Source organism: Pseudomonas sp. LBUM1657 (genome assembly GCF_059716075.1).
Window position 1 is genome coordinate 1,634,125 of record NZ_CP166799.1, and the last position, 20,936, is coordinate 1,655,060.

A 20,936-nucleotide genomic window follows, 5' to 3' on the forward strand; every position below is an offset into this window, starting at 1 on the left:
CTGCGCAGGACGCTTTTATGACGAATCGAGCCTAGAACGGCACGCGGCCCAGAATCATGTCGCGATACATGACGAAATCACCGAGCAGGCTGTAAAACGGATGTTGAAAGGTTGCAGGACGATTCTTCTCGAAGAAGAAATGCCCGGCCCAGGCGAAGCTGTAACCGGCCAGGGGAAGGGCCAGCAACAGTAGCCACGCGCCTTTGCCGATGGTCAGGGCCAGAATGAAAATAACCAGCGTCGTACCGATGAAGTGCAATCGTCTGCAGGTGCTGTTGCTGTGTTCGCTGAGGTAATACGGGTAAAACTCAGCGAAGCTATTGAAACGCTTGGTGTTTTCCACGACTGCGATCTCTGTGGTTATTGTTCTGACTGCAAGTTGTTCTGCGGGCAGCTTATTTAAGTCTAGAGTGATCATTGGCATCAGCCAGTGACAATAGGCGCCACTTTAGTATCCTTCGCAAATTTGCCGCGGTAGACGGCTCAACAAATAAGTAAACGCCATGAGCGAACGAACGACTTCTGCAAGCTGGGCGATGGGGATTGTCAAAGCACTGGAAATGGACGGCCTGGATTGCCGGGTACTGTTCAAGCAGCTGGGGCTCGACTACGCGGCACTGGATGATCCGGATGCGCGGTTCCCGCAAGATTCCATGACACGACTCTGGCAGCGCGCGGTCGAGCTGTCCGGCAACCCGGCGATCGGCCTGAACATGGGCAAGGTGGTGCGGCCGGCTTCCTTCCATGTGGCCGGGTACGCCTTGATGTCCAGCCGAACGCTGGCCGAAGGCTTTCAACGACTGGTGCGTTATCAGCGGATCATTGCCGAAAGTGCTGACCTGAGTTTCCGATTGCTGGATGAGGATTACGCACTGATTCTGACGGTCCATGGCGATCACCTGCCACCGACCCGACAGAGTGCCGAAGCGTCGCTGGCCTGTGCGCTGGCACTGTGCGGCTGGTTGACCGGGCGGATGCTGCACCCGCGCAAGGTACTGCTGCAGGGCGATCAGCCCGCCAATCTCGAACCCTACAAACAAGCCTTCCATGCACCGCTGGTGTTCAACGCACCGTATGACGCGTTGATCTTCGAGCGAGCCGACATGGAGGCGCCGCTGCCGACCGCCAACGAAGCAATGGCGCTGCTGCATGACCGGTTTGCCGGCGAATACCTGGCGCGGTTTTCCGAAAGCCGCGTGACCCACAAGGCGCGGCAGGTGCTGTGCCGTTTGCTGCCCCAGGGCGAACCCAAGCGCGATACCGTGGCGCAGACGTTGCACCTGTCACAACGCACCTTGCAGCGACGTTTGCAGGAAGAGGGCACGAGTTTTCAGACGTTGCTCGACGACACCCGGCGCGAACTGGCCGAGCAGTATCTGGCGCAGCCGAGCATGACCCTGCTGGAAATTGCCTACTTGCTGGGGTTCGCTGATCCGAGCAACTTCTTCCGCGCCTTCCGACGCTGGTTCGACGCCACGCCCGGCGAGTACCGGGTGCGGCTGATGGCGGCGCCGGCGCTTGTCAGTGACGCCAGAACGCCGGAATACACAGAACGAACACCGTAATGATCTCCAGTCGGCCCAATAGCATGCCGAATGAAAGAATCCATTTGGCAGCATCCGGGAGCGAGGCGAAGTTACCCGCCGGGCCGATGGTCTCGCCCAATCCCGGACCGACACCGGAGACGGTGCTGGCCGCGCCGGTCAGGGCCGTCATCCAGTCCACACCAAGCAAAGACAGCAACAGCGCAATCACACAGATGGTGATGGCAAAGAAGAACGAAAAAGTCAGAATCGAACGCACGATTTCTTCGTCGAGACGGTGACCGTTGTATTTCTGCTTGATCACCGCGCGCGGGTGAATCAACTGGTTAAGGTTGGCCTTGAGCAGGATGTAGGCGACCTGGAAGCGGAAAATCTTGATCCCGCCGGCGGTCGATCCTGAGCAGCCACCGATAAAGCCCAGATAAAAGAACAGCATCAGCGAGAAATTGCCCCACAGGCTGTAGTCCCCGAGCGCAAAACCGGTGGTGGTCACGATCGAGGTCACGTTCAGCGCCACATGCCGCAGTGCTTCCAGCCAATGCAGCTGGGTGGTCCACCAGTACCAGGTGCCTAGCACCAGCCAGGTCACCAGTAACATGCCGAGCAAGCCTTGAACCTGTTGATCTTTGATCAGGGCCTTACGGTTACCGCGCAAGGTCGCTACGTAAAGGGTGAACGGCAGGCTGCCGAGAATCATGATGACGATCGCCACCCAGTGCACCGCCGGTTGCTGCCACTTGGCCAGCGACAGATCGGAAGTGGAGAAACCGCCGGTGGAAATCGCTGACATCGCATGGTTGATCGCATCGAACGGGCTCATTCCGGCCCACCAGAACGCCAGGCTGCCGAAAATGGTGATGCCGACGTAGGCCGCAACGATCAAACGCGCCACCATATGCGAACGGGGCATGACCTTTTCGGAACGGTCCGACGACTCGGTCTGAAACAGCCGCATGCCACCGATGCGCAGCAGTGGCAGAATCGCTACCGCCATGCCGATAAAACCGATACCACCGATCCAGTGCAGCAATGAGCGCCACATCAGGATGCCGGGGGACATGTCGTCCAGGCGGTTGAGTACCGTCGAACCGGTGGCGGTAATGCCGGACATGCTCTCGAAGAACGAGTCGGTGTAGCTGATGTGCTGGGTCAGCAGGAACGGCAGCGCGGCGAAGATGCACACCACCAGCCAACTGCTGACAGTCAGCAGGTACATGTCCCGCGGGCGCAGGTGCACGTGCTCGGGGCGACCGGGGATGACCAGGGCCAGGCCCGCGACAAAGGTGATCATGCTCGCCCAAAGGAACGACGGCAGGTCGCCGGTGCGGTCGAAGATTACCAGTGTGGCCATGGGCACGACCATGGCGATAGCCAGGGTTATCAGGAAGATGCCGATGATAAAACCAATGAGACGTAAGGTCGGCAACGCCATGAAGTCCGCTCGGGCTGATAGTGGGAAGGGCGCCATTCTACCTGTGGGGCAGGGCATGTAAACCGGCACCTCTATGGCACTTGCAGCTAGAATAGCCAAACATTTTTTTCAGGAGGTGGCCGATGCAGGCTCTCGACGCTTTGCTCAACCGTGTTTCCGTTCCACGACTGCTCGAACCGGCACCCACCGCAGAGCAGCGCGAAGTGCTGTTTGCCGCCGCGATGCGTGCACCGGACCACGGTCACTTGCAGCCTTGGCGCTTTCTGACAGTCGAAGGCGCGGCGCGTGAGCAAATGGGCGAGCTGCTGGCCGAAGCCGCGAAGCTGCAGGACAGCGAGGTATCTGAAGCCGCGCTGGACAAGGCGCGCAACGGCCCGCTGCGCGCGCCACTGGTTGTGGTGGTGATTGCTCGTTTGCAGGATCACGTCAAATATCCTAAGTCCGAGCAACTGCTCGCGGCGGGGTGCGCGGCTCACGGAATTTTACTGGCGGCGTATGCGCAAGGGATTGGCGCGGTATGGCGCACAGGTGAGCTGGCCTATTCGGCGCATGTGGCCAAAGGGTTGGGCTTGGCTGAAGGGGAAGAGGTGATTGCGTTCCTCTACCTGGGCACTCCGCAGAAGGAGCCCCGTGTGGCGGAGAAGGTTGAATTGGCCGAGTTCGTCAGCGCCTGGCCCGGAAAGGCCTGACACCGCCGATCAAATGTGGGAGCGGGCTTGCTCGCGAAAGCGGAGTATCAGGCGCTGCGATGCTGGTTGTGCCGACGCCTTCGCGAGCAAGCCCGCTCCCACACTGGGTTCAAGGCTGGACCACCGCCCCCGGCACCAACGGCAATTCCAGGCTGGCAACAAACCCGCCTTGCGGGTGATTGGCCAGCACCAGGCTCCCGCCATGCCGTTCCGCCGCACGCCGCGCAATGGCCAATCCCAAACCATGCCCGGCCGCTGTCTGTCCCGGTGCCCGATAGAACGGCTCGCCCAACTGATTCAAATGCTCGGTCTCTACACCGGGCCCATGGTCACGCACGCTGACCACAATCCGCTCGCCCTGACGCGACGCCTGCATTTCAATCGGCTGCCCCACCGGGTTGAAGCGTTGGGCGTTGCGCAACAAATTGTCCACGGCGCGCTCGATCATGGTCGGCCAGCCTTTGAGGTTCAGTTGCGGCTCAACCTCAAGGCAGACGTTCTGCTCCGGTGAACCCAATTGAGCATCCTTTTGCAGGGTGTTGAGCAAGGCATTGAGATCAACCTCTTCGGCGCTGGCGTTGTCGGCATCGACTCGCGCCAGGACCAGAATTTCGCTGATCAATGCTTCCAGGCGGTCGCATTCACGAGTCAGGCGCGGCCAGAGTTTTTCCCTCTCTTCAGGATTGGCCCGCTCAGCCAGTGCCAGCGCAATGCGTAGCCGCGCCAGTGGAGAACGCAATTCGTGGGATACATCGCGCAGCAGTTGCCGCTGACTGCCGATCAAGCTTTGCAGACGTGCGCCCATGCGGTTGAAGTCGTTGGCCAGCACACCGAACTCATCGCGGCGGTTGGCCAGTTTGACCAGGCTGTTTTGTTGGTAGGTGGTTTGCCCCAGGTCATGCACTGCGCCACGCAAACGGCTGAGGGGGCGGGTGATGGAAAAGGTTACCAGCAAGCTGAACAGAGTCAGCACCACCAGCGCGATCCCCAGCGCACTCAATGGCCAGAGCAGGCTTTCGCGGTGCCAGGCGTCCAGTTCCGGGTGCGGAATACGGTAGATCAGCAGGTAGGTGTCGCCGGTTTTTGCGCTGGTGTACTCATCTGTCAGACGACGCCATGGCAGGCGCCGATCGTCATTGTTCTGCCGCGCTTCGAAGGCAGCCGCCCGGCGTGGGAAGGTGCCGCGCACCACCGGATCGCCGCTCTCGTTGAGTACCTGAACGTCGATGTGGTACTGGCGCTTGCGCTGTTCCAGAATGTCCTGGGCGGCTTCTTCACCCTGGGCTTCGTAGGTTTGCGTCCACTGTTCGGCCAGGGTGTTGAGGCCCGGATGGCGACTGAGAATCCACGCGTCCTGGTTGAGCATGTGCCCAAGGAGAATGGAAAGCCCTGCAACCAGAGTGATGGCCAGCCAGAAGCTGGCCAGAATACGCCAGAACAATGAGCGCACAGAAAATCCTCAAACAAACACAAATTCCTGTGGGAGCGGGCTTGCTCGCGAAGGCGGTGTGTCAGTCAGCAAATGCTTTACCTGACACACCGCCTTCGCGAGCAAGCCCGCTCCCACATTAGACTGAGTGGCATCAGACCCAACGGTGTCAGCCGTTGGGTCCGGAGTTAGCGCATTATTGCGCTTTTTGCGGTTGTTGCGCTTTCCAGGCCTTGAACTCGGCCCATTCTGCGCGACGCTCAGCCTTTTTCTTCTGGATCTCGTCGAATTGCTTCTGTTGATCCGGTTTCAGCAAGGCGCGCACATCGGCTTCAGCTTTTTTGTGGTTGGCCGCCATTTCGTCTTTCATGGCCTTCTGGTCGGCTGGCGAGAGTTTCTCCAGGTACTTGTCGACCACTTGCTTACGCGAATGCATCTGCTCGCCCATGATCTTGCGGATCTGCTCGCGCTGTTCGCGGCTCAGGTCCAGTTGGCTGTACGGGCCTTTACCGTGCATGCCGTGCATCTGACCGCCGTGGCGCGAGCCGTCCATCGGTCCCATAGGGCCGGCGCCTTCAGGCATGGCCATGGCAACGGTCGGCAGGGCGGCAGCGAACATCAGAGCGATAAGAGTCTTGCGCATGGTGAATCTCCTTGTCTCGTTCCCGGTACGTTCCGGATGAGTACAGATTACGGAGATCAAGGTCAGCGGCGGTCAGCGGAGCGTAAAGCTTGGGTAAAGACGATTTCTTGGCGACCTGACAAAACTTACAGGCTGTAGTAATAGCCGCGGCTACGCAGGGCCACGATGCGCGGGCGGCCGTCGGGGTGCGGGCCGATCTTTTTGCGCAGGTTGCTGACGTGCATGTCCAGGCTGCGGTCGTACAGCGTCAGCTTGCGACCGAGGGCGATCTGCGCCAGATCCTGTTTGTCCAGCGGCTCGCCGGGTTGCTTGAGCAAGGCCTCCAACAGACGGCTTTCAGAAACGGTGAGGGTGAATTCCTGTTCGTCAATGCTGACGACACCGCGCACCGGGCTGAAACACAGGTCGCCCAGTTCCAGCTGGCTGGACACCGCAGTCGGATGACTGCGGCGCAGGACCGCGCGCAGGCGGGCTGTCAGTTCCCGTGGATCGCAGGGTTTGGCCAGGTAATCATCGGCACCGAGTTCCAGGCCGAGGATGCGGTCCAGCGGTTCACCGCGGGCCGAAAGCATCAGCACTGGCAAGTCCGGGTGATCGCTGCGCAGTTGCTTGAGCAGTTCCAGACCGCTGCCGTCCGGCAGCATGACATCCAGCACCACGGCCGCCGGCGAGGTTTCAGCCAACGCACGACGGGCGCTCTGGCCATTGTGGCAGGCGCGGACGTGGAAGCCTTCCTGGCTCAACCAACTGCTCAGGAGCTCGCACAGCTCCTGGTCATCATCAATTAGTAACAGCTCGCTCATGAATCACTCAATTTAGCCATTGCCGACGTTTTCTGCTTGCACCGCTGGCAAAGATACCGCAGAGCAGGGCCAATAGCGCTACTCCGGCGCCGATGACGAACCATTGTTGCTGATCGGTCAACAGACGCGGTAGCGGGCTGCTGGCCTGGGCTTCCTTGAGTTGCAGCTTGAGACGCTGATTCTCCTGGCGCAACCGGCTCAGCTGGGCGCTTTCGCGTTCGCTATCGGCACTTTGCAATTGTTTGCCCAGTTCTTCTCGTTGCCGTTCGCTCTCTTTCAAACGCTGCTGCAACTCGGTGATCTGGCCGCCGGCGCTCAAGGACAGCGGGGTCGAATGCCCGCCATCGGCGCTTTCTTCACCGTGGGCGGGCGCCACGATCGACAACGTGACCAACATCAGACACAACGGACCTTTGCGCATCGCAACTCCTGATTCCAATACGAGTATTGGGCAGGTTGTCGGCCGGTAAACGAGAATAATGAGCGATGAGAGCACGATGAACCGGGAAGGTTCATCGTGAGAGACAGGACACTAGGGCAGGACTTGCTTGAACGGCTTGACCGAAACGTTGGCGTAGACGCCTGCGGCGATATACGGATCAGCGTCGGCCCAGGCCTGCGCGGCGCCCAGGGAATCGAATTCGGCGACGATCAGGCTGCCGGTGAAACCCGCGGCACCCGGATCATTGCTGTCGACCGCCGGGTGTGGACCGGCCAATACGATGCGACCTTCGCCTTTGAGCACTTGCAGGCGCTCAAGGTGCGCAGGACGTGCAGCCAGGCGGGCTTCCAGGGAGTTGGCGACGTCTGTGGCAATGATTGCGTAAAGCATGTCAGTCCTCGGTTTTTGGTGTTGTGGTATCGGCGTCGTGCAGGTGACGGGACAAGTAGATGCCCTGGGCAATCAGGAACAGCACAGTCATGCCCAGGCTACCGAAGACCTTGAAGTCGACCCAGTACTCCTGGAAGGTGAACGCGACGAACAGGTTGGCGGCACCGCAAAACAGGAAAAATGCGATCCAGGCGATGTTCAGACGCGTCCAGACCGGGTCCGGAAGAGTCAGCGCGTGGCCCATGATGCGCTTGATCAGCAATTGCTCACCGACGAAGTGGCTGCCGATGAACGCGAGGGCGAACAGCCAGTTGACCACCGGGGCTTTCCATTTCAGGAAGGTCTCGCTGTGGAACGCCAGGGTCAGGCTACCAAAGACCAGGCAGGCGACGAGGGTCAGCCACTGGCTCTTCTCCAGCTTGCGCTGCTTGATATAGAGCGTGCCGTACACCACCAGGGAACTGATGATCAGCATCGCCGTGGCGCTGTAGATGCCGCCTACAGTCAGTTGATGACCGGCGATGTCGACGACCCGTGGATCGATTTTGAAGACAATGAAAAACAGCAGAAGCGGGATGAAATCGATGAATTGTTTCACAGTGGCAGCCAGAAGCAGGATGTGGCGGCATAATAACAAACATATGGGCGCGCGATAGCGCCAGCTGATTTGAGGTAACACATCCCCGTGAATGTTGATTTGCACTGCCATAGCACGGCCTCCGATGGCGCCCTGGCGCCTGCGGTTCTGGTTGCGCGTGCGTTCGAGAAAGGCGTGCGAGTCCTGGCCTTGACCGATCATGACACCCTCGAGGGCCTCGACGAGGCCCGCAACGCGGCGACCGCGCTGGGGATGCAACTGGTCAACGGCGTCGAATTGTCCTGCACTTGGGGCGGCGCGACCATTCATGTGTTGGGCTACGGTTTCGACGTCAATGCTGCGCCATTGGTCGAGGCGATCGCCCGATTGCACGATGGCCGCTGGCTACGGTCCGAAGAAATAAGCCGCAAGCTGGCGTTGAAAGGCATGCCGGGGGCGTTGGAAGGCGCTCGGGCGATTCAGCAGGAACTGGGCGACAGCGGCAACGCGCCAGCCCGTCCGCACTTCGCCGACTGGATGGTGCGTGAAGGTTTCGTCAAGGATCGCGCCGAAGCATTCCGCAAATGGCTGGGCGCCGGCAAACTGGGGGACGTCAAACAACACTGGCCAACCCTGGAAGACACGGTCGAAACCCTGCGCGCAGCGGGTGCCTGGATCAGTCTGGCGCATCCTTGGCACTACGATTTCACTCGCAGCAAACGTCGTCGGCTGATTGCCGACTATATTCAAGCTGGGGGCCACGCTATCGAAGTGGTCAATGGTCATCAGCCCGCCGAGCAAGTGGGCAGCCTGGCCATTCTTGCCCGCGAGTTCGGTCTGCTGGTCAGCGCCGGCAGTGATTTTCATGGCCCTGGAGGCTGGTCCGAGATCGGCGAATACCGCCCGCTCCCGGAGGATCTGCCACCACTGTGGTGTCGATTCAAACATGACCCAATTATTGCCGCCGTCTGAACAGGTAGAGAATGTGAGTCAATTTTTCCAGATTCATCCGGAAAACCCGCAAGCGCGCCTGATAAAACAGGCTGTAGAGATCATCCGCAGCGGCGGGGTGGTGATTTATCCCACAGACTCGTCCTACGCCATTGGTTGCCAGATCGGCGACAAGAATGCCGTGGAGCGCGTGCGCCGGTTGAGACAGCTGGATGAAAAGCACAACTTCGCGCTGATTTGCAGCGACCTGTCGCAACTGGGGCTGTTTGCCAAGATCGACACCGGCACCTTCCGCTTGCTCAAAGCCCACCTGCCAGGGCCTTACACGTTCATTCTCAACGCCACCCGCGAAGTCCCGCGGCTGTTGTTGCATCCGAAAAAACGCACCATCGGCCTGCGGGTGCCAAGCCATCCGATTGCCCTGGCGTTGCTGGAAGAACTCGGCGAGCCGCTGATGAGCGTGACGCTGATCATGCCGGGCGACACCGATCCGTTGACCGACCCTTACGAAATGCGCCAATTGCTCGAGCATCAGGTCGATCTGATCATCGACGGCGGTTTCGGCGGGATCAAGGCGTCCACCGTGATCAGCCTCGCCGACGGTGAGCCAGAAGTGATCCGCGTCGGTTGCGGCGACCCAACGCCGTTCATGGCCGAGGCCTAGATGTCCGCAGTAGAACCCGTCGACAGTCAGGCCGGAGCCCAGCAAGAGCTGCCCTTCGCCATGGTCTATGGCCAGGCGGTCATGGAAATGCCGCTGGACCTGTACATCCCGCCGGACGCGCTCGAGGTGTTTCTCGAAGCCTTCGAAGGCCCCCTCGACCTGCTGCTGTACCTGATCCGCAAACAGAACATCAACATCCTCGACATCCCGGTGGCGGAAATCACTCGCCAATACATGGGCTATGTCGAGTTGATGCAATCGGTGCGACTGGAGCTGGCCGCCGAGTACCTGGTGATGGCCGCGATGCTGGCCGAGATCAAGTCGCGGATGCTGCTGCCGCGTGCCGAAACGATCGAAGACGAAGAAGACGACCCGCGCGCCGAATTGATCCGCCGCTTGCAGGAGTACGAACGCTTCAAGGCCGCCGCCGAAGGCATCGATGGCCTGAGCCGCGTCGGTCGCGATGTGGTGGTGCCCAAGCTCGATGCGCCGGAAGCCCGAGCGCGCAAGCTGTTGCCGGACGTGAGCCTGGAAGAGTTGCTGATGTCTATGGCCGAGGTGTTGCGCCGTGGCGACATGTTCGAAAGCCATCAGGTCAGCCGCGAGGCGCTGTCCACCCGCGAACGCATGAGCGATGTGCTGGAACGGCTCAAGGGCGGTGGATTCGTGCCCTTCGTCGAGCTGTTCACCGCCGAAGAAGGACGTCTGGGCGTGGTTGTGACCTTTATGGCTGTCCTCGAACTGGTCAAGGAATCTTTGGTCGAGCTGGTGCAGAATGAGCCGTTCGCAGCGATCCACGTGCGGGCCCGAGCCGAATAACGAGTTGAATCATGAACCTGACTGAACCCCGCGAGCTGGCGCCACTGCTTGAAGCCTTTCTGTTGGCCTCGGGAAAACCGCAATCTCTGGAACGCCTGTTCGAACTCTTCGAAGAGGGCGAGCGGCCGGAGCCGCCGGTCTTCAAGAAAGCGCTGACGATTCTGGCCAAATCCTGCGACGGTCGGGCCTTTGAACTGAAGGAAGTCGCCTCGGGGTATCGCCTGCAGATCCGCGAAAAGTTCTCGCCGTGGGTAGGACGTTTGTGGGAAGAGCGCCCGCAGCGCTATTCCCGCGCCATGCTCGAAACCATGGCGCTGATCGCCTATCGCCAGCCGATCACCCGGGGCGAAATCGAAGACGTGCGTGGCGTGGCGGTCAACAGCCACATCGTCAAGACCTTGCTGGAACGGGAGTGGATTCGCATCGTCGGCTACCGCGACGTCCCCGGCAAACCCGCGATGTTTGCCACCACCAAGGCCTTTCTCGATCACTTCAACCTGAAGAACCTCGACGATTTGCCGCCGCTCGCCGAACTGCGTGAGTTGGAGCCTGATCCGGTGCTCGACTTTGACGACGCACCCGTGCCGGCCGGGTTGCAAGAGTTGGCGGATGCCAGTGCCGAGCCGGAAGAACCGAAGGAAGAAACCAGTTTCCACACGCTGTTGCTGGAACTGGACACCATGGAAGAGGGGCTCAAGACCGATTTCGACGACATTCTGCGCGATGGCGCGATGACTGAGGGCGACGAGATTCAGGATCAGCTCGAGCCTGAGATCGAAGTTGAACTTCAGGTCGAGCCCGAAGCCACAGTCGAAGAAGAGCAGGAAGAAGAGCAGGAAGACGACGTGCTTGGCGTTGCCGAAGCACGCGAGAAACTCCTGGCTGCCGTCGCTGCTCTTGAACAGTCGAAACCCGAACCTGAACTGAGTGACGAAGAAGCCGAAGCCCGGGCCCTCGCCGAAGCGATTGAGGCCGAACGCCGCGAGTTCGACGACTGACCCGGACCTGTGGGCAATCTGTTAGATCCCCTGTGGGAGCGGGCTTGCTCGCGAAGGCGTCGTGTCAGCCGACATCACTGCTGTCTGATCCACCGCATTCGCGAGCATGCCCGCTCCCACAAAGGTTTGTGGTGTTTCCTGGAGTTGGTAATGAGCTCAACCAAAGACCCCTGCATCAGCGTCTGCAAATTCAGCGACGACATCTGCGTCGGCTGCGGTCGCAGCAAGCGCGAGATCAAGGCCTGGAAGAAGCTCGACAAGGTCGACAAGCGCACGGTGCTGGCCGAAGCGGCGCTGCGGTTGATCAAGCTGGGCGCCACCGGTCGGCGGAAAAGCAAATAAGCCGCGACTGATCAGCTAGTCTCTGATGCGCGAATGCTCTCATGAGCGTATGATTCGCGACCCTTCGGCGATCCCTACGCCAAGTGACCAGATTTACATCGCTTCAGGCATAGCCTGAACAGACCACACCGGGAGGTGCCCAGATGAGTATCAAAGACCAGAAAGACGACCAGGAAATCGGCCCAGCAGGCGAAAAACTGCAGAAAGTCCTCGCCCGTATCGGCGTCGGCTCGCGCCGTGACGTAGAAGCCTGGATCAGCCACGGCCGCATCAAGGTCAATGGCAAAGACGCCACCCTCGGCCTGCGCGTCGACCTGCATGACGCCATCACCATCGATGGCAAGGTGATCAAGCGCGAAGAAGCCGCCGAGTCGGTACGCCGCGTGATCATGTACAACAAACCCGACGGTGAAATCTGCACCCGTGACGACCCTGAAGGCCGTCCGACCGTGTTCGACAAGATGCCGCGCCCGAAAGAAGGTCGCTGGATCAACATCGGTCGTCTGGACATCAACACCACCGGTCTGCTGATGTTCACCACCGACGGTGAACTGGCCAACCGTCTGATGCACCCTTCCTACGAAATGGACCGCGAATACGCGGTACGTGTGCGTGGCGAAGTCGATGACGAGATGATCGAGCGTCTGAAAGCTGGCGTTGTTCTTGAAGACGGCCCGGCCAAGTTCACCGACATCAAGCAGGCTCCGGGCGGCGAAGGTTTCAACCACTGGTACCACTGCGTGGTGATGGAAGGTCGCAACCGCGAAGTCCGTCGTCTGTGGGAATCCCAGGGCCTGGTGGTCAGCCGTCTGAAGCGCGTGCGTTTTGGTCCGGTGTTCCTCAACTCCGACCTGCCGATGGGCCGCTGGCGCGAAATGAGCCAGTACGAAGTCGACATTCTGAGTGCTGAAGTGGGCCTGACTCCGGTGGCCATGCCGCAGATGAACGCCAAGAGCAAAGACAAGCTCGAGCGTATGCAGCGCAAATCGTCCCGTCCGGTGGGCAAGACCGAGCGCGTTCGCACCCTGCGTCCAGCCGCCGCTGCTCCGGCTGCCGGTCCACGCGCACCGCGTGAGCCGCAGATCGAAGGCGAGCGTCCAGCCCGCAAGCCAGCAGCGCCACGTGCTGATGGCGAGCGCGGTCCACGCACGCCGCGTCCGGCCAATGGCCGCACCGAGCGCGGCGAAGGTCGCGGTGCGCCAAGTGGTGGTCGCAGCGATCGCGGTGCTCCAGCCGGTCGCGGTACGCCAGTGGCTGACCGTCCTTCCGATACCAAGCGCCCGGCCAAGCCAGCGCCGAAAAAACGTCCAGGCATCGTCCTGGTCGACAAGGATGCGCCATCGGGCAAACGCCGCGGTGCGCCAGCCGGTTCCGGCCAGCGTCCTGGCTTTGGTCGTCGCAAGCCTGAGTAATCGGTAAGCGCTAAATAAAAAAACGCCAACCTTCGGGTTGGCGTTTTTTTTGGTCTGGCTCTAGTGATGGGGTGTTTTTGAGGTCCCCTTCGCGAGCCCGTTCCCACATTGGATCGCATTCCTCTGATAGAGCCCAGTCACCTGTGGGAGCGGGCTTGCTCGCGAAGGCGCCAGTCGCATCACTGCAGGTAAGGGCTAAAACACAAACCGCCCATCAAACACCGGCTCATCATCCAGCGCCAACACCCCGCTGGAGAAGATCAGGTCCAAATGATGGCTGCCCTTGGCGCCACCTCCCAACCCGAGGTGCAGCCCGCAGTGGCGCTCCTCGAATCCGGCATTGCGCGCATACAACGCTTTCACGCCTTCGTTGGTGCCGATGCCCAGTTCCTCGATCCGCCGATTAGACGGATTGGCCTCCAGGTACTTGTTGAAGTCATGTTCCAGCCCCGGCACTTCGGTGGCGATTTTGCTGATGGTCGAGTTCTCGATCCACAACTCCAGCGGTGATTCCAGCACGCCATATTTGCGGGCGAAGGGAATCGTACTGAGAAAAGTCCCGACAAAACTGACCCGGCCATTGATGGCCTCGCTGTGGGTCGCGATTTCCCCGGGCGCCAGGTCGAAGTTGCCGACGCCGTTGATGTCGGTCCACTTCTTGATACTGCTCAACGGTGTTTCAAACCAGGAGCCGTGATCATCCTTGAAACTCAAGGTTGTGGCGTGGGACATGCGCTGGATCAGGTGGCTGTTCAACCCGGCAATCCGCTGCGGGGTGACACTGAAGGTGTCGTAGAAATAATCGCCGTAATCCTTGAACAGCAGCGACTTCTTCCAGTTCTCGGCCATGACGCCTTGCAGCGCACGGACAAACTCCGGGCCGTCGGGGCGTGGGTTGGGCAGGGTGGAAGAGTCGTAGAAGAAAATGTACAGATCGCTGTCGGCAATCGCCTGGGCCAGCAAATCGGTGGGTTCCAGATCCAGGCGCATCGCGCTGAAGCTGAACCGTTGGCTTAGACCTGCCTGCTCGGCGATAGCGCCGGTCAGTGCCTCGTAATCAGCGGTGTGGCCGAGCAGGACCTTCGCCGGGTTGATCCCGACAAGGGCTGGGTGATGTTCGAGGTAGTAAAGGAAATGCGAAATGGCGCGTGGCTTATCCATGCGGTCCTCCCTGACAAACCGGAAAAAGTGGCAGGCACGACCGGCCGGATCGTGCCTGCCGGGATGTCTTACAAAGGCCACATCGCCGTGCCGAACGGAACAACCGCATCGGCTTGCATCATTTCCACGGCGGCTTCATGGGTGGGGGCTTCAAACCAATCGTCCAGTTGCAGTTCAGTTTCCAAGTCTTTTTCAAGTGCTTGCATTGTGAATCTCCTAGATGACTTTTCGGTAAGTGCAGCGGTGTTGTTTTCAATCAGTGAATACAACACTGGCTTGCCGGTCGATGCAGTTCGGCAAGTCGCTGAAAACCTAGTTCAAGGGTTTTTAGAATGCAAAAAAATAATTAAATAAGATTTATTTGAACTATTTATTCTGTTTTTTGAGAACGAATTTTTTAATAAAAAACAAAAAACTAGCCCGATTTTTTCGTTAGCAAGCGAACTACCGTCAATTTGCAGGCAGCCTGCAACCTGATCTGATTCGGAAAATTTACGTTACGGCTTGTAAAGAAATGCTGACGAAATCCGCCCTAAAAGCCTATGGATTGACGCTTGCGTAAAGGATGTAAGGAAAACCTGCCGTCAATGAGTCCTTCAAGTCAGGCGCAAGGCTCTGGCGCGCTTGTTTCAGTCGCCCATGAAGGGTGAGATGCGCGCCATGCCTGTCGTGCAGGTGCATAACAAGAAGGAGGCGCAATGTACGCCGTGACTTATCTCCATCTCTCCCCAAAGGGTGGTTTTTCCGCCGCCCCCGTCGAAGACCCGCAAAGGTCTGACTCCTTTTTTGCAGCCGCCCGAGACCCTCGAGGCGGACACAGGCTATCCCGGCAACCGACACGCTGATCCAGTGGTGTCTGGCAGCAGGGGGTTACAGGTGTACAATGCGCCGCGTTTTAACTGTGACCTCCTGCGCATCTGCGCAAACCTCAAGGCTATCCGCCTTGTTCACTCCGCCGCGTCACGAGCGTGTCGGGTTCGATTTCGTCACAGATAAAAACAAACAGGTGACGCATGACCGTTGCAAATACGCTGAACTCCTGGTGCCTGCGCTGGGGTTTGATCGGCGCTGCTTGAAATCGCAACCGAGCAGCTACGTCTACAGAACATCATCAAACCTTGCGTGAGACCCTTTTTATGAGTGGACAAAACTCGCATTCCGGTACGCTTCAACGCGGCCTGAAAAATCGCCACATTCAACTGATCGCCCTCGGTGGCGCGATCGGTACCGGGCTGTTTCTCGGCTCTGCCGGCGTCCTGAAATCCGCCGGCCCGTCGATGATCCTCGGCTACGCCATCTGCGGCTTCATTGCCTTCATGATCATGCGCCAGCTCGGCGAGATGATCGTCGAAGAGCCGGTGGCCGGTTCCTTCAGCCACTTCGCCCACAAATACTGGGGCGGGTTCGCGGGCTTCCTGTCGGGCTGGAACTGCTGGATTCTTTATATCCTGGTGGGCATGTCGGAGCTGACCGCGGTCGGCAAATACATCCACTACTGGGCGCCGGACATTCCGACTTGGGTATCGGCCGCCGGGTTCTTCGTGCTGATCAACCTGATCAACCTGGCCAACGTCAAAGTCTTCGGTGAGGCCGAGTTCTGGTTCGCGATCATCAAGGTCGTCGCCATCGTCGGCATGATTGCCCTGGGCAGCTACCTGCTGGTCAGTGGCAACGGTGGCCCGCAAGCGTCGGTGACCAACCTGTGGGCCCACGGCGGCTTCTTCCCGAACGGTGTCAGTGGCTTGGTGATGGCCATGGCGATCATCATGTTCTCCTTCGGCGGCCTGGAAATGCTCGGTTTCACCGCAGCTGAAGCGGACAAGCCGAAAACCGTGATCCCTAAAGCCATCAACCAGGTGATCTACCGGATCCTGATTTTCTACATCGGTGCCTTGGTCATTCTGCTGTCGTTGACGCCATGGGACAGCCTGTTGGCGACCCTGAACGCGTCGGGTGATTCCTACAGCGGCAGCCCATTCGTGCAAGTGTTCTCGATGCTCGGCAGCAACACCGCCGCGCACATCCTCAACTTCGTGGTCCTGACCGCGGCGTTGTCGGTGTACAACAGCGGTACTTACTGCAACAGCCGCATGCTGCTGGGCATGGCCGAGCAGGGCGATGCGCCGAAGGCTTTGTCGAAGATCGACAAACGCGGCGTGCCGGTGCGTTCGATCCTCGCCTCGGCGGCGGTGACGCTAATCGCGGTGCTGTTGAACTACCTGATCCCGCAAAACGCGCTGGAATTGTTGATGTCGCTGGTGGTGGCTACCCTGGTGATCAACTGGGCGATGATCAGCTTCTCGCACTTCAAGTTCCGCCAGCACATGAACAAAACCAAGCAAACGCCGCTGTTCAAGGCTCTGTGGTACCCGTACGGGAACTATGTCTGCCTGGCGTTCGTGGTGTTCATTCTCGGCGTGATGCTGCTGATACCGGGGATTCAGATCTCGGTGTACGCGATTCCGGTGTGGGTCGCGTTCATGTGGATCTGCTACGGCATCAAGAACAAGCGCAGCGCGCAGCATGCACTTCAAGCTGCCGTAAAATAACGCAGAACGCAGAAACAACAAACCCGGCCATGTGCCGGGTTTGTTGTTTTTGAAGCGCTAACTCTGCAAATGTGCTGAAGTCTAGTTCCTACATGGACAGTCTTTGTTTACTACAGTGATTTCGGAATTTTTATATAAGCAGAAACAGGCTCGTTATTTCAGAAGCGGACTACAACCTTACTGGTTATTTTTGTCATAGGCTGGCGCTCCCAATACATCAGGAGTGGCATCTATGGCCAGTCACAGCTACATGACTATTACCGGTAAGCGGCAAGGTTTGATTTCTGCGGGCTGTTCCGGTCATAGCTCTATTGGTAATAAATGCCAGTTTGGTCACCAGGACGAAATCATGGTGTTGGCTTACTCGCACGATATGGTGACGGGTAATGAAGGCAGCGTCGTCGGGGGGCGCGGCAGGCACTTGCCTATCGTGATTACCAAAAGTATCGATAAATCATCACCTCTGTTGGCGAGTGCATTGCATGAGCGTGAAGAGGTGGAGTGTATTATCAATCTCTACCGTACTGCTTCGGCTGGGGGGCAAGAGCGATATTATTCAATCCATCTTACTGGGGCGCGTATTGCGCATATCAGTCAACAAGTTCCTCACGCTATTCGTATGAACGATGCGGAGCCGCAAGAGCTGGTGTCCATTCGTTATAAAGAGATTGCCTGGGCGCATGTTCCTGGGGCAACGAGTGCCTATAGTACTTGGGGTAATGAGGATGAATGAAACATCGTGCGATATTCATGATGTGACTAAGGCCGCCTCCGACCTCGTTGCGACGGGATGCAGCATCGGCATGACTCATCTTCCTGATGGTATTACCCGTCTTCGCTTCAGTTCGATAATTTCATCCTTTGCCAATGAGGTTATTCAGGCCGTTGATGAGGGTCTCATAAGCGCGTGGCAGGGCCTGCAGGAATTAAGAGCCGAGCACGAAGAGCTATTGTCGAAGGCGTTTTTTTATACTCAAAACGGTATTGGTGTTTTGGCAGGCGGGATGCAAATTGAAGTTGGCATCGCGATTACGGGTACGTCATGGGGGATCGGAGTCGTGCCAGGTATGCTGCTAATCGGTCATGGGGCAAATAACATCGCTGAAGGGGTGGCGAATATTTATAATGGTCCCGATGCGCCTAGTGCTAAAGGTCCTATTAGGCGCGGCTATCAAGCACTTTTTAGGGGTAGTTATAAAGGTAATATGGCGTATTACTCGACCGATTTGCTTTTGTCTGGGTATGGCATGTTTAGGACAGTACGCAAGCCCGGCTCTTCGCAACTTTTTAGGTATGATCCTATAAGTAATGAACGGGCTTATCAGCAATCGGGTATTCTAGCTTTGTTTTTTGAGAGTTTGGTTGATTCTATAACTTTAAATTCAATGATTAAGGAGGGGCAGTCGATGGCGCGTGGCAATTGATATTGTGCGGCATAACGACGTTATGCAATTCCTCGCAGTCTTGGGATGTAAAAGCGCAATCCAAATAATGCAATAGGTATATACGTTGCTATGTAGGCAATATTTAAGGCGCGTCCTTCTAGTGGTATTACTTCGGTTATTGCCCAGACAACGGCTCCCATAATAGGGATTGAACAGCCTAAAACCAAGCAGGTCACTGCCAAATGGTATCGAATGTTTTCAAATGACATAAAATGATGTATCTCGTTGGTGTGAGATCTGAGATTAATATAGCCGTTCAAAGCAAAGCAACTCTCGATATTGCGAATACGAACACGCTGTAAGAAAAGTCTGGCATATCTTCTTGATCTGGTCTGTTTCAGTGAGTACCTGCTATTCAGACCAATATTCGCGGTATCCTGAACGCCCCCGAACCCGGACGCTTTTCCATGCTGGTGATTTCCAACAACGTGCATCTGCCGGATGCCGAGATCGAATTGACGGCCATTCGCGCCCAAGGCGCCGGTGGGCAGAATGTCAACAAGGTCTCCAGCGCCGTGCACTTGCGTTTCGACATCCCGGCCTCGTCCTTGCCCGAGTTTTACAAGGAACGGCTGCTGGCGCTACGGGACAGTCGCATCACCAGCGAAGGGGTGTTGATCATCAAGGCTCAGCAATACCGCACGCAGGAGGCCAATCGCGCTGATGCGTTGGAGCGTTTGACCGAGCTGATCCTCAGCGCCACTAAAGTAGAAAAGAAACGCCGCCCGACCAAGCCGACTCTTGGTTCGAAGAAACGTCGTCTCGAATCCAAGACCAAACGCGGCAGCATCAAGGCCGGGCGCGGCAAGGTCGACTTTTAGCGGGTGTTGCGTTCTTCACGATACTTTTCATTAAGGTGCCTTGGCGCCTGCCGGTACAAATAAACGCTCAGTGCCAAACCGCTCAACGCGGCCAGTGCGGCGAACAGGAAGATCGAAGCAAAACCGAATCCCGCCGCAATCGCACCGGCCAGCGGTCCGGTAATCCCCAGCGACAAATCGATGAACAGCGAATAAGCCCCGACCGCCGCGCCACGGCTGGAGGCCGGCACCAGGTTGACCGCTTCCACGCCCAGCGCCGGGAATACCAGCGAAAACCCAAACCCGCTCAACGCCGCGCCCGCCAGCGCCCAGTTGGCATCCGGTGCCAACCACAGCAACAGCAAGCCGAGCGTTTCAACCGACAGGCAAGCAATCGCCACGCGAAAGCCGCCCAAGCGGTTGATCAGGTTGCCGAACAGCAGTCGCGCACCGATGAAGCTGGCGCCGAACAGGCTCAGGCACAGCACCGCGTTTTCCCAGTGTTGCGTCGCGTAATACAGCGTGATGAAAGTGGCGATGGTGCCGAAACCGATGGAGCCCAGCGCCAGGCCGCACCCATGCGGCAACACGCGCCCCAGCACATGCATGAACGGCAAGCGTTCACCGGCAACGATCGGTGCAGCGGTTTTCGGCCAGGCCAGCAAAAGACCGAGAACGGCCAGCAACACGATGCTCACGCCCATGCTCCACAACCCGAATTGACTCACCAACAACACCCCCAGCGGTGCGCCGACGGCCAGTGCGCCGTAACTGGCGATGCCGTTCCAGGAGATGACCTTGGCGGTGTTCGCCGCGCCAACCCGGCCGATGCCCCAGCCGATCGAACCGGAGCCCACCAGGCTTTCCGCGCTGCCGAGCACCAGGCGGCCGATCAACAAACTGATCAGGCTCAAGGTCGGCAGGCTTTGGGTCCAGGCGGAAATCAGCATGAATACGCCACTCAAACCGCAGCCGGCGAGGCCGTACATCACCGCCAGTTTGCTGCCCTTGTTGTCGATGATTTTCCCGGCGTAAGGACGGCTGAGGAGGGTGGCCAGGTATTGCACGCTGATGACCAGGCCGGCGATCACCGCGCCGAAGCCCAGGTCACTGTGGACGTAACCCGGCAACACGGCCAGGGGAATGCCGATGTTGAGGTAGCCGATGAAGGTGAAGAGGACGATGGAAACGACTTGCAGCGTGACCGCCAGGGGGCGCTGGTTTTCAGGCATGGGTAAAAGTCCACGGGAAAGCAGGATAGATAGGCTGCTTATGATAGCGGCGTGAGCGGCCGTGGGTCGTGGAAAAAGTAAAACTATTTGCCGGACGAGGTGAATCAGGGCTTGGCGGGGGCGACCAGTTGCGTGGTGACCAGGGCGGCCAGCGCATTTTCTTCACTGCCGAAGCGGGCGAGCAAAGCGGCTTGTTTCTCGGGGGACAGGCGATTCCAGATCTCGATCATTTTCTCGGCGGTGCCGATCAGAACGCTGGCCTGCTGCTCTTCGTTAAAAGTAGGACTGAAGTCATCGGTCATGGTGTGCAACTCAAGGGTTCAGGCGGTGTGGAAAGCGCATGTTAGCGCTTTCCACACGGTCTGGCATTGCAGGTGTTTCAGTCTTCGCTGTCGGCCTGGCGGCGTTCAGTGGCTTCTTTCGGCTCGGGCTGTTGGGCACCGGCTTGTTGCGTGGTCGTCTGCTCAGTTTCGTGCAGGCTTGGGAAGGGGAGATTAGGGATCTCGTGCATATCGCGCTCCTCGCAAAGTCTGTTGATAGATCTGGTAGATCCGCGCTTTCAAAAAAGCCTGGGCAGGATACAGCAGGAGAAATGACAAATAGACTTTTATATC

General features: G+C 58.4%; 25 protein-coding genes. 12 read left to right on the forward strand and 13 right to left on the reverse strand.

What is annotated here, in order from left to right; all coding sequences use genetic code 11:
• Nucleotides 1–31: 31 nt before the first annotated feature.
• A complete protein-coding gene (locus tag ACA055_RS07400; protein ID WP_497683037.1) occupies nucleotides 32–343 on the reverse strand; it encodes an Mpo1-like protein in 312 nt (103 codons plus the stop codon).
• A 160-nt stretch (nucleotides 344–503) separates the two neighbouring features.
• Here ACA055_RS07400 and ACA055_RS07405 point away from each other — a divergent pair, with 160 nt between their 5' ends.
• The gene (locus ACA055_RS07405) at nucleotides 504–1,565 is read left to right on the forward strand and encodes an AraC family transcriptional regulator (RefSeq protein ID WP_497683038.1); all 1,062 of its coding nucleotides are present in this window, start codon (nucleotides 504–506) and stop codon (nucleotides 1,563–1,565) included.
• On the opposite strand, the gene ACA055_RS07410 is transcribed toward ACA055_RS07405, so the two are convergent.
• The gene (locus ACA055_RS07410) at nucleotides 1,522–2,976 is read right to left on the reverse strand and encodes a TrkH family potassium uptake protein (protein WP_497683039.1); all 1,455 of its coding nucleotides are present in this window, start codon (nucleotides 2,974–2,976) and stop codon (nucleotides 1,522–1,524) included. The two genes, ACA055_RS07405 and ACA055_RS07410, sit on opposite strands and share 44 nt — an antisense overlap.
• 122 nt (nucleotides 2,977–3,098) lie before the next feature.
• Here ACA055_RS07410 and ACA055_RS07415 point away from each other — a divergent pair, with 122 nt between their 5' ends.
• Nucleotides 3,099–3,665, forward strand: coding sequence for an NAD(P)H nitroreductase (locus tag ACA055_RS07415; RefSeq protein WP_497683040.1), 567 nt, complete (start codon nucleotides 3,099–3,101; stop codon nucleotides 3,663–3,665).
• A 109-nt stretch (nucleotides 3,666–3,774) separates the two neighbouring features.
• Here ACA055_RS07415 and ACA055_RS07420 read toward each other — a convergent pair whose 3' ends face one another.
• The 6 genes from ACA055_RS07420 to ACA055_RS07445 all read right to left on the reverse strand — a co-directional run bounded on the left by ACA055_RS07420 (nucleotide 3,775) and on the right by ACA055_RS07445 (nucleotide 7,970).
• Nucleotides 3,775–5,115, reverse strand: coding sequence for a sensor histidine kinase (locus tag ACA055_RS07420; protein WP_497683041.1), 1,341 nt, complete (start codon nucleotides 5,113–5,115; stop codon nucleotides 3,775–3,777).
• A 175-nt stretch (nucleotides 5,116–5,290) separates the two neighbouring features.
• Nucleotides 5,291–5,737, reverse strand: a complete 447-nt coding sequence (locus ACA055_RS07425) for a Spy/CpxP family protein refolding chaperone (RefSeq protein ID WP_497683042.1) — start codon at nucleotides 5,735–5,737, stop codon at nucleotides 5,291–5,293.
• Nucleotides 5,738–5,862: 125 nt separating this feature from the next.
• Complete coding sequence (locus ACA055_RS07430; RefSeq protein ID WP_497683043.1) at nucleotides 5,863–6,540, reverse strand: response regulator transcription factor; 678 nt, start codon at nucleotides 6,538–6,540, stop codon at nucleotides 5,863–5,865.
• Between the two features lie 7 nt (nucleotides 6,541–6,547).
• Nucleotides 6,548–6,961 (reverse strand): SH3 domain-containing protein, encoded by a 414-nt coding sequence (locus tag ACA055_RS07435; protein ID WP_497683044.1) that lies wholly within the window; start codon nucleotides 6,959–6,961, stop codon nucleotides 6,548–6,550.
• Between the two features lie 111 nt (nucleotides 6,962–7,072).
• Nucleotides 7,073–7,372, reverse strand: coding sequence for a YciI family protein (locus ACA055_RS07440; protein WP_128871749.1), 300 nt, complete (start codon nucleotides 7,370–7,372; stop codon nucleotides 7,073–7,075).
• Between the two features lies 1 nt (nucleotide 7,373).
• Nucleotides 7,374–7,970, reverse strand: coding sequence for a septation protein A (locus ACA055_RS07445; RefSeq protein ID WP_497683045.1), 597 nt, complete (start codon nucleotides 7,968–7,970; stop codon nucleotides 7,374–7,376).
• A gap of 87 nt (nucleotides 7,971–8,057) precedes the next feature.
• Between ACA055_RS07445 and ACA055_RS07450 the strand changes: the two genes are divergently transcribed.
• The 6 genes from ACA055_RS07450 (at nucleotide 8,058) to rluB (ending at nucleotide 13,135) form a co-directional block, all read left to right on the forward strand.
• Nucleotides 8,058–8,921: a PHP domain-containing protein gene (locus ACA055_RS07450; protein ID WP_497683046.1), complete on the forward strand. Its 864-nt coding sequence runs from the start codon at nucleotides 8,058–8,060 to the stop codon at nucleotides 8,919–8,921.
• Between the two features lie 13 nt (nucleotides 8,922–8,934).
• Complete coding sequence (locus ACA055_RS07455) at nucleotides 8,935–9,564, forward strand: L-threonylcarbamoyladenylate synthase (RefSeq protein WP_461951362.1); 630 nt, start codon at nucleotides 8,935–8,937, stop codon at nucleotides 9,562–9,564.
• A complete protein-coding gene (locus tag ACA055_RS07460) occupies nucleotides 9,565–10,383 on the forward strand; it encodes a segregation and condensation protein A (RefSeq protein ID WP_497683047.1) in 819 nt (272 codons plus the stop codon). It abuts the gene before it with no gap.
• Nucleotides 10,384–10,394: 11 nt separating this feature from the next.
• Nucleotides 10,395–11,381, forward strand: coding sequence for an SMC-Scp complex subunit ScpB (scpB, locus tag ACA055_RS07465; protein ID WP_497683048.1), 987 nt, complete (start codon nucleotides 10,395–10,397; stop codon nucleotides 11,379–11,381).
• Between the two features lie 150 nt (nucleotides 11,382–11,531).
• Nucleotides 11,532–11,723 carry a DUF1289 domain-containing protein gene (locus ACA055_RS07470; RefSeq protein WP_497683049.1) on the forward strand — a complete coding sequence of 64 codons (192 nt, stop codon included), beginning with the start codon at nucleotides 11,532–11,534 and terminating at the stop codon, nucleotides 11,721–11,723.
• 143 nt (nucleotides 11,724–11,866) lie between these two features.
• Entirely contained in the window at nucleotides 11,867–13,135 is a 1,269-nt protein-coding gene (rluB, locus tag ACA055_RS07475; protein ID WP_497683050.1) for a 23S rRNA pseudouridine(2605) synthase RluB, read from the forward strand.
• A 195-nt stretch (nucleotides 13,136–13,330) separates the two neighbouring features.
• On the opposite strand, the gene ACA055_RS07480 is transcribed toward rluB, so the two are convergent.
• Together ACA055_RS07480 and ACA055_RS07485 are read right to left on the reverse strand one after the other, a co-directional pair.
• Entirely contained in the window at nucleotides 13,331–14,296 is a 966-nt protein-coding gene (locus tag ACA055_RS07480; RefSeq protein ID WP_497683051.1) for a M29 family metallopeptidase, read from the reverse strand.
• 68 nt (nucleotides 14,297–14,364) lie between these two features.
• Nucleotides 14,365–14,502 carry a hypothetical protein gene (locus ACA055_RS07485; RefSeq protein ID WP_010461921.1) on the reverse strand — a complete coding sequence of 46 codons (138 nt, stop codon included), beginning with the start codon at nucleotides 14,500–14,502 and terminating at the stop codon, nucleotides 14,365–14,367.
• Nucleotides 14,503–15,432: 930 nt separating this feature from the next.
• On the opposite strand from ACA055_RS07485, the gene ACA055_RS07490 reads away from it, so the two are divergent.
• The 4 genes from ACA055_RS07490 to arfB all read left to right on the forward strand — a co-directional run bounded on the left by ACA055_RS07490 (nucleotide 15,433) and on the right by arfB (nucleotide 19,111).
• Nucleotides 15,433–16,845 (forward strand): amino acid permease, encoded by a 1,413-nt coding sequence (locus ACA055_RS07490; protein WP_497683052.1) that lies wholly within the window; start codon nucleotides 15,433–15,435, stop codon nucleotides 16,843–16,845.
• A 232-nt stretch (nucleotides 16,846–17,077) separates the two neighbouring features.
• Nucleotides 17,078–17,578 (forward strand): Hcp family type VI secretion system effector, encoded by a 501-nt coding sequence (locus tag ACA055_RS07495; RefSeq protein WP_497683053.1) that lies wholly within the window; start codon nucleotides 17,078–17,080, stop codon nucleotides 17,576–17,578.
• On the forward strand, nucleotides 17,571–18,269 hold the full coding sequence (locus tag ACA055_RS07500; RefSeq protein ID WP_497683054.1) for a DUF4225 domain-containing protein: 699 nt from the start codon (nucleotides 17,571–17,573) through the stop codon (nucleotides 18,267–18,269). The genes ACA055_RS07495 and ACA055_RS07500 overlap by 8 nt, the downstream gene beginning before the upstream one ends.
• Nucleotides 18,270–18,697: 428 nt before the next feature.
• Entirely contained in the window at nucleotides 18,698–19,111 is a 414-nt protein-coding gene (arfB, locus tag ACA055_RS07505) for an alternative ribosome rescue aminoacyl-tRNA hydrolase ArfB (protein WP_008010994.1), read from the forward strand.
• Here the strand turns inward: arfB and ACA055_RS07510 are convergent.
• The 3 genes from ACA055_RS07510 to ACA055_RS07520 form a co-directional block, all read right to left on the reverse strand.
• Nucleotides 19,108–20,322, reverse strand: coding sequence for an MFS transporter (locus ACA055_RS07510; RefSeq protein ID WP_497683055.1), 1,215 nt, complete (start codon nucleotides 20,320–20,322; stop codon nucleotides 19,108–19,110). The genes arfB and ACA055_RS07510 overlap by 4 nt on opposite strands.
• A gap of 104 nt (nucleotides 20,323–20,426) precedes the next feature.
• Complete coding sequence (locus ACA055_RS07515; RefSeq protein WP_497683056.1) at nucleotides 20,427–20,624, reverse strand: hypothetical protein; 198 nt, start codon at nucleotides 20,622–20,624, stop codon at nucleotides 20,427–20,429.
• Between the two features lie 77 nt (nucleotides 20,625–20,701).
• A complete protein-coding gene (locus ACA055_RS07520) occupies nucleotides 20,702–20,833 on the reverse strand; it encodes a hypothetical protein (RefSeq protein ID WP_010461912.1) in 132 nt (43 codons plus the stop codon).
• Between the last annotated feature and the right edge of the window lie 103 nt (nucleotides 20,834–20,936).

Bases quoted from the DNA above. Each gene is read 5' to 3' on its own strand.
- ACA055_RS07405 (WP_497683038.1), top strand. From the start codon at position 504: ATGAGCGAACGAACGACTTCTGCAAGCTGGGCGATGGGGATTGTCAAA.
- ACA055_RS07410 (WP_497683039.1), bottom strand. From the start codon at position 2,976: ATGGCGTTGCCGACCTTACGTCTCATTGGTTTTATCATCGGCATCTTC.
- ACA055_RS07415 (WP_497683040.1), top strand. From the start codon at position 3,099: ATGCAGGCTCTCGACGCTTTGCTCAACCGTGTTTCCGTTCCACGACTG.
- ACA055_RS07425 (WP_497683042.1), bottom strand. From the start codon at position 5,737: ATGCGCAAGACTCTTATCGCTCTGATGTTCGCTGCCGCCCTGCCGACC.
- ACA055_RS07430 (WP_497683043.1), bottom strand. From the start codon at position 6,540: ATGAGCGAGCTGTTACTAATTGATGATGACCAGGAGCTGTGCGAGCTC.
- ACA055_RS07435 (WP_497683044.1), bottom strand. From the start codon at position 6,961: ATGCGCAAAGGTCCGTTGTGTCTGATGTTGGTCACGTTGTCGATCGTG.
- ACA055_RS07440 (WP_128871749.1), bottom strand. From the start codon at position 7,372: ATGCTTTACGCAATCATTGCCACAGACGTCGCCAACTCCCTGGAAGCC.
- ACA055_RS07460 (WP_497683047.1), top strand. From the start codon at position 9,565: ATGTCCGCAGTAGAACCCGTCGACAGTCAGGCCGGAGCCCAGCAAGAG.
- scpB (WP_497683048.1), top strand. From the start codon at position 10,395: ATGAACCTGACTGAACCCCGCGAGCTGGCGCCACTGCTTGAAGCCTTT.
- ACA055_RS07470 (WP_497683049.1), top strand. From the start codon at position 11,532: ATGAGCTCAACCAAAGACCCCTGCATCAGCGTCTGCAAATTCAGCGAC.
- rluB (WP_497683050.1), top strand. From the start codon at position 11,867: ATGAGTATCAAAGACCAGAAAGACGACCAGGAAATCGGCCCAGCAGGC.
- ACA055_RS07480 (WP_497683051.1), bottom strand. From the start codon at position 14,296: ATGGATAAGCCACGCGCCATTTCGCATTTCCTTTACTACCTCGAACAT.
- ACA055_RS07485 (WP_010461921.1), bottom strand. From the start codon at position 14,502: ATGCAAGCACTTGAAAAAGACTTGGAAACTGAACTGCAACTGGACGAT.
- ACA055_RS07490 (WP_497683052.1), top strand. From the start codon at position 15,433: ATGAGTGGACAAAACTCGCATTCCGGTACGCTTCAACGCGGCCTGAAA.
- ACA055_RS07495 (WP_497683053.1), top strand. From the start codon at position 17,078: ATGGCCAGTCACAGCTACATGACTATTACCGGTAAGCGGCAAGGTTTG.
- ACA055_RS07500 (WP_497683054.1), top strand. From the start codon at position 17,571: ATGAATGAAACATCGTGCGATATTCATGATGTGACTAAGGCCGCCTCC.
- arfB (WP_008010994.1), top strand. From the start codon at position 18,698: ATGCTGGTGATTTCCAACAACGTGCATCTGCCGGATGCCGAGATCGAA.
- ACA055_RS07510 (WP_497683055.1), bottom strand. From the start codon at position 20,322: ATGCCTGAAAACCAGCGCCCCCTGGCGGTCACGCTGCAAGTCGTTTCC.
- ACA055_RS07515 (WP_497683056.1), bottom strand. From the start codon at position 20,624: ATGACCGATGACTTCAGTCCTACTTTTAACGAAGAGCAGCAGGCCAGC.
- ACA055_RS07520 (WP_010461912.1), bottom strand. From the start codon at position 20,833: ATGCACGAGATCCCTAATCTCCCCTTCCCAAGCCTGCACGAAACTGAG.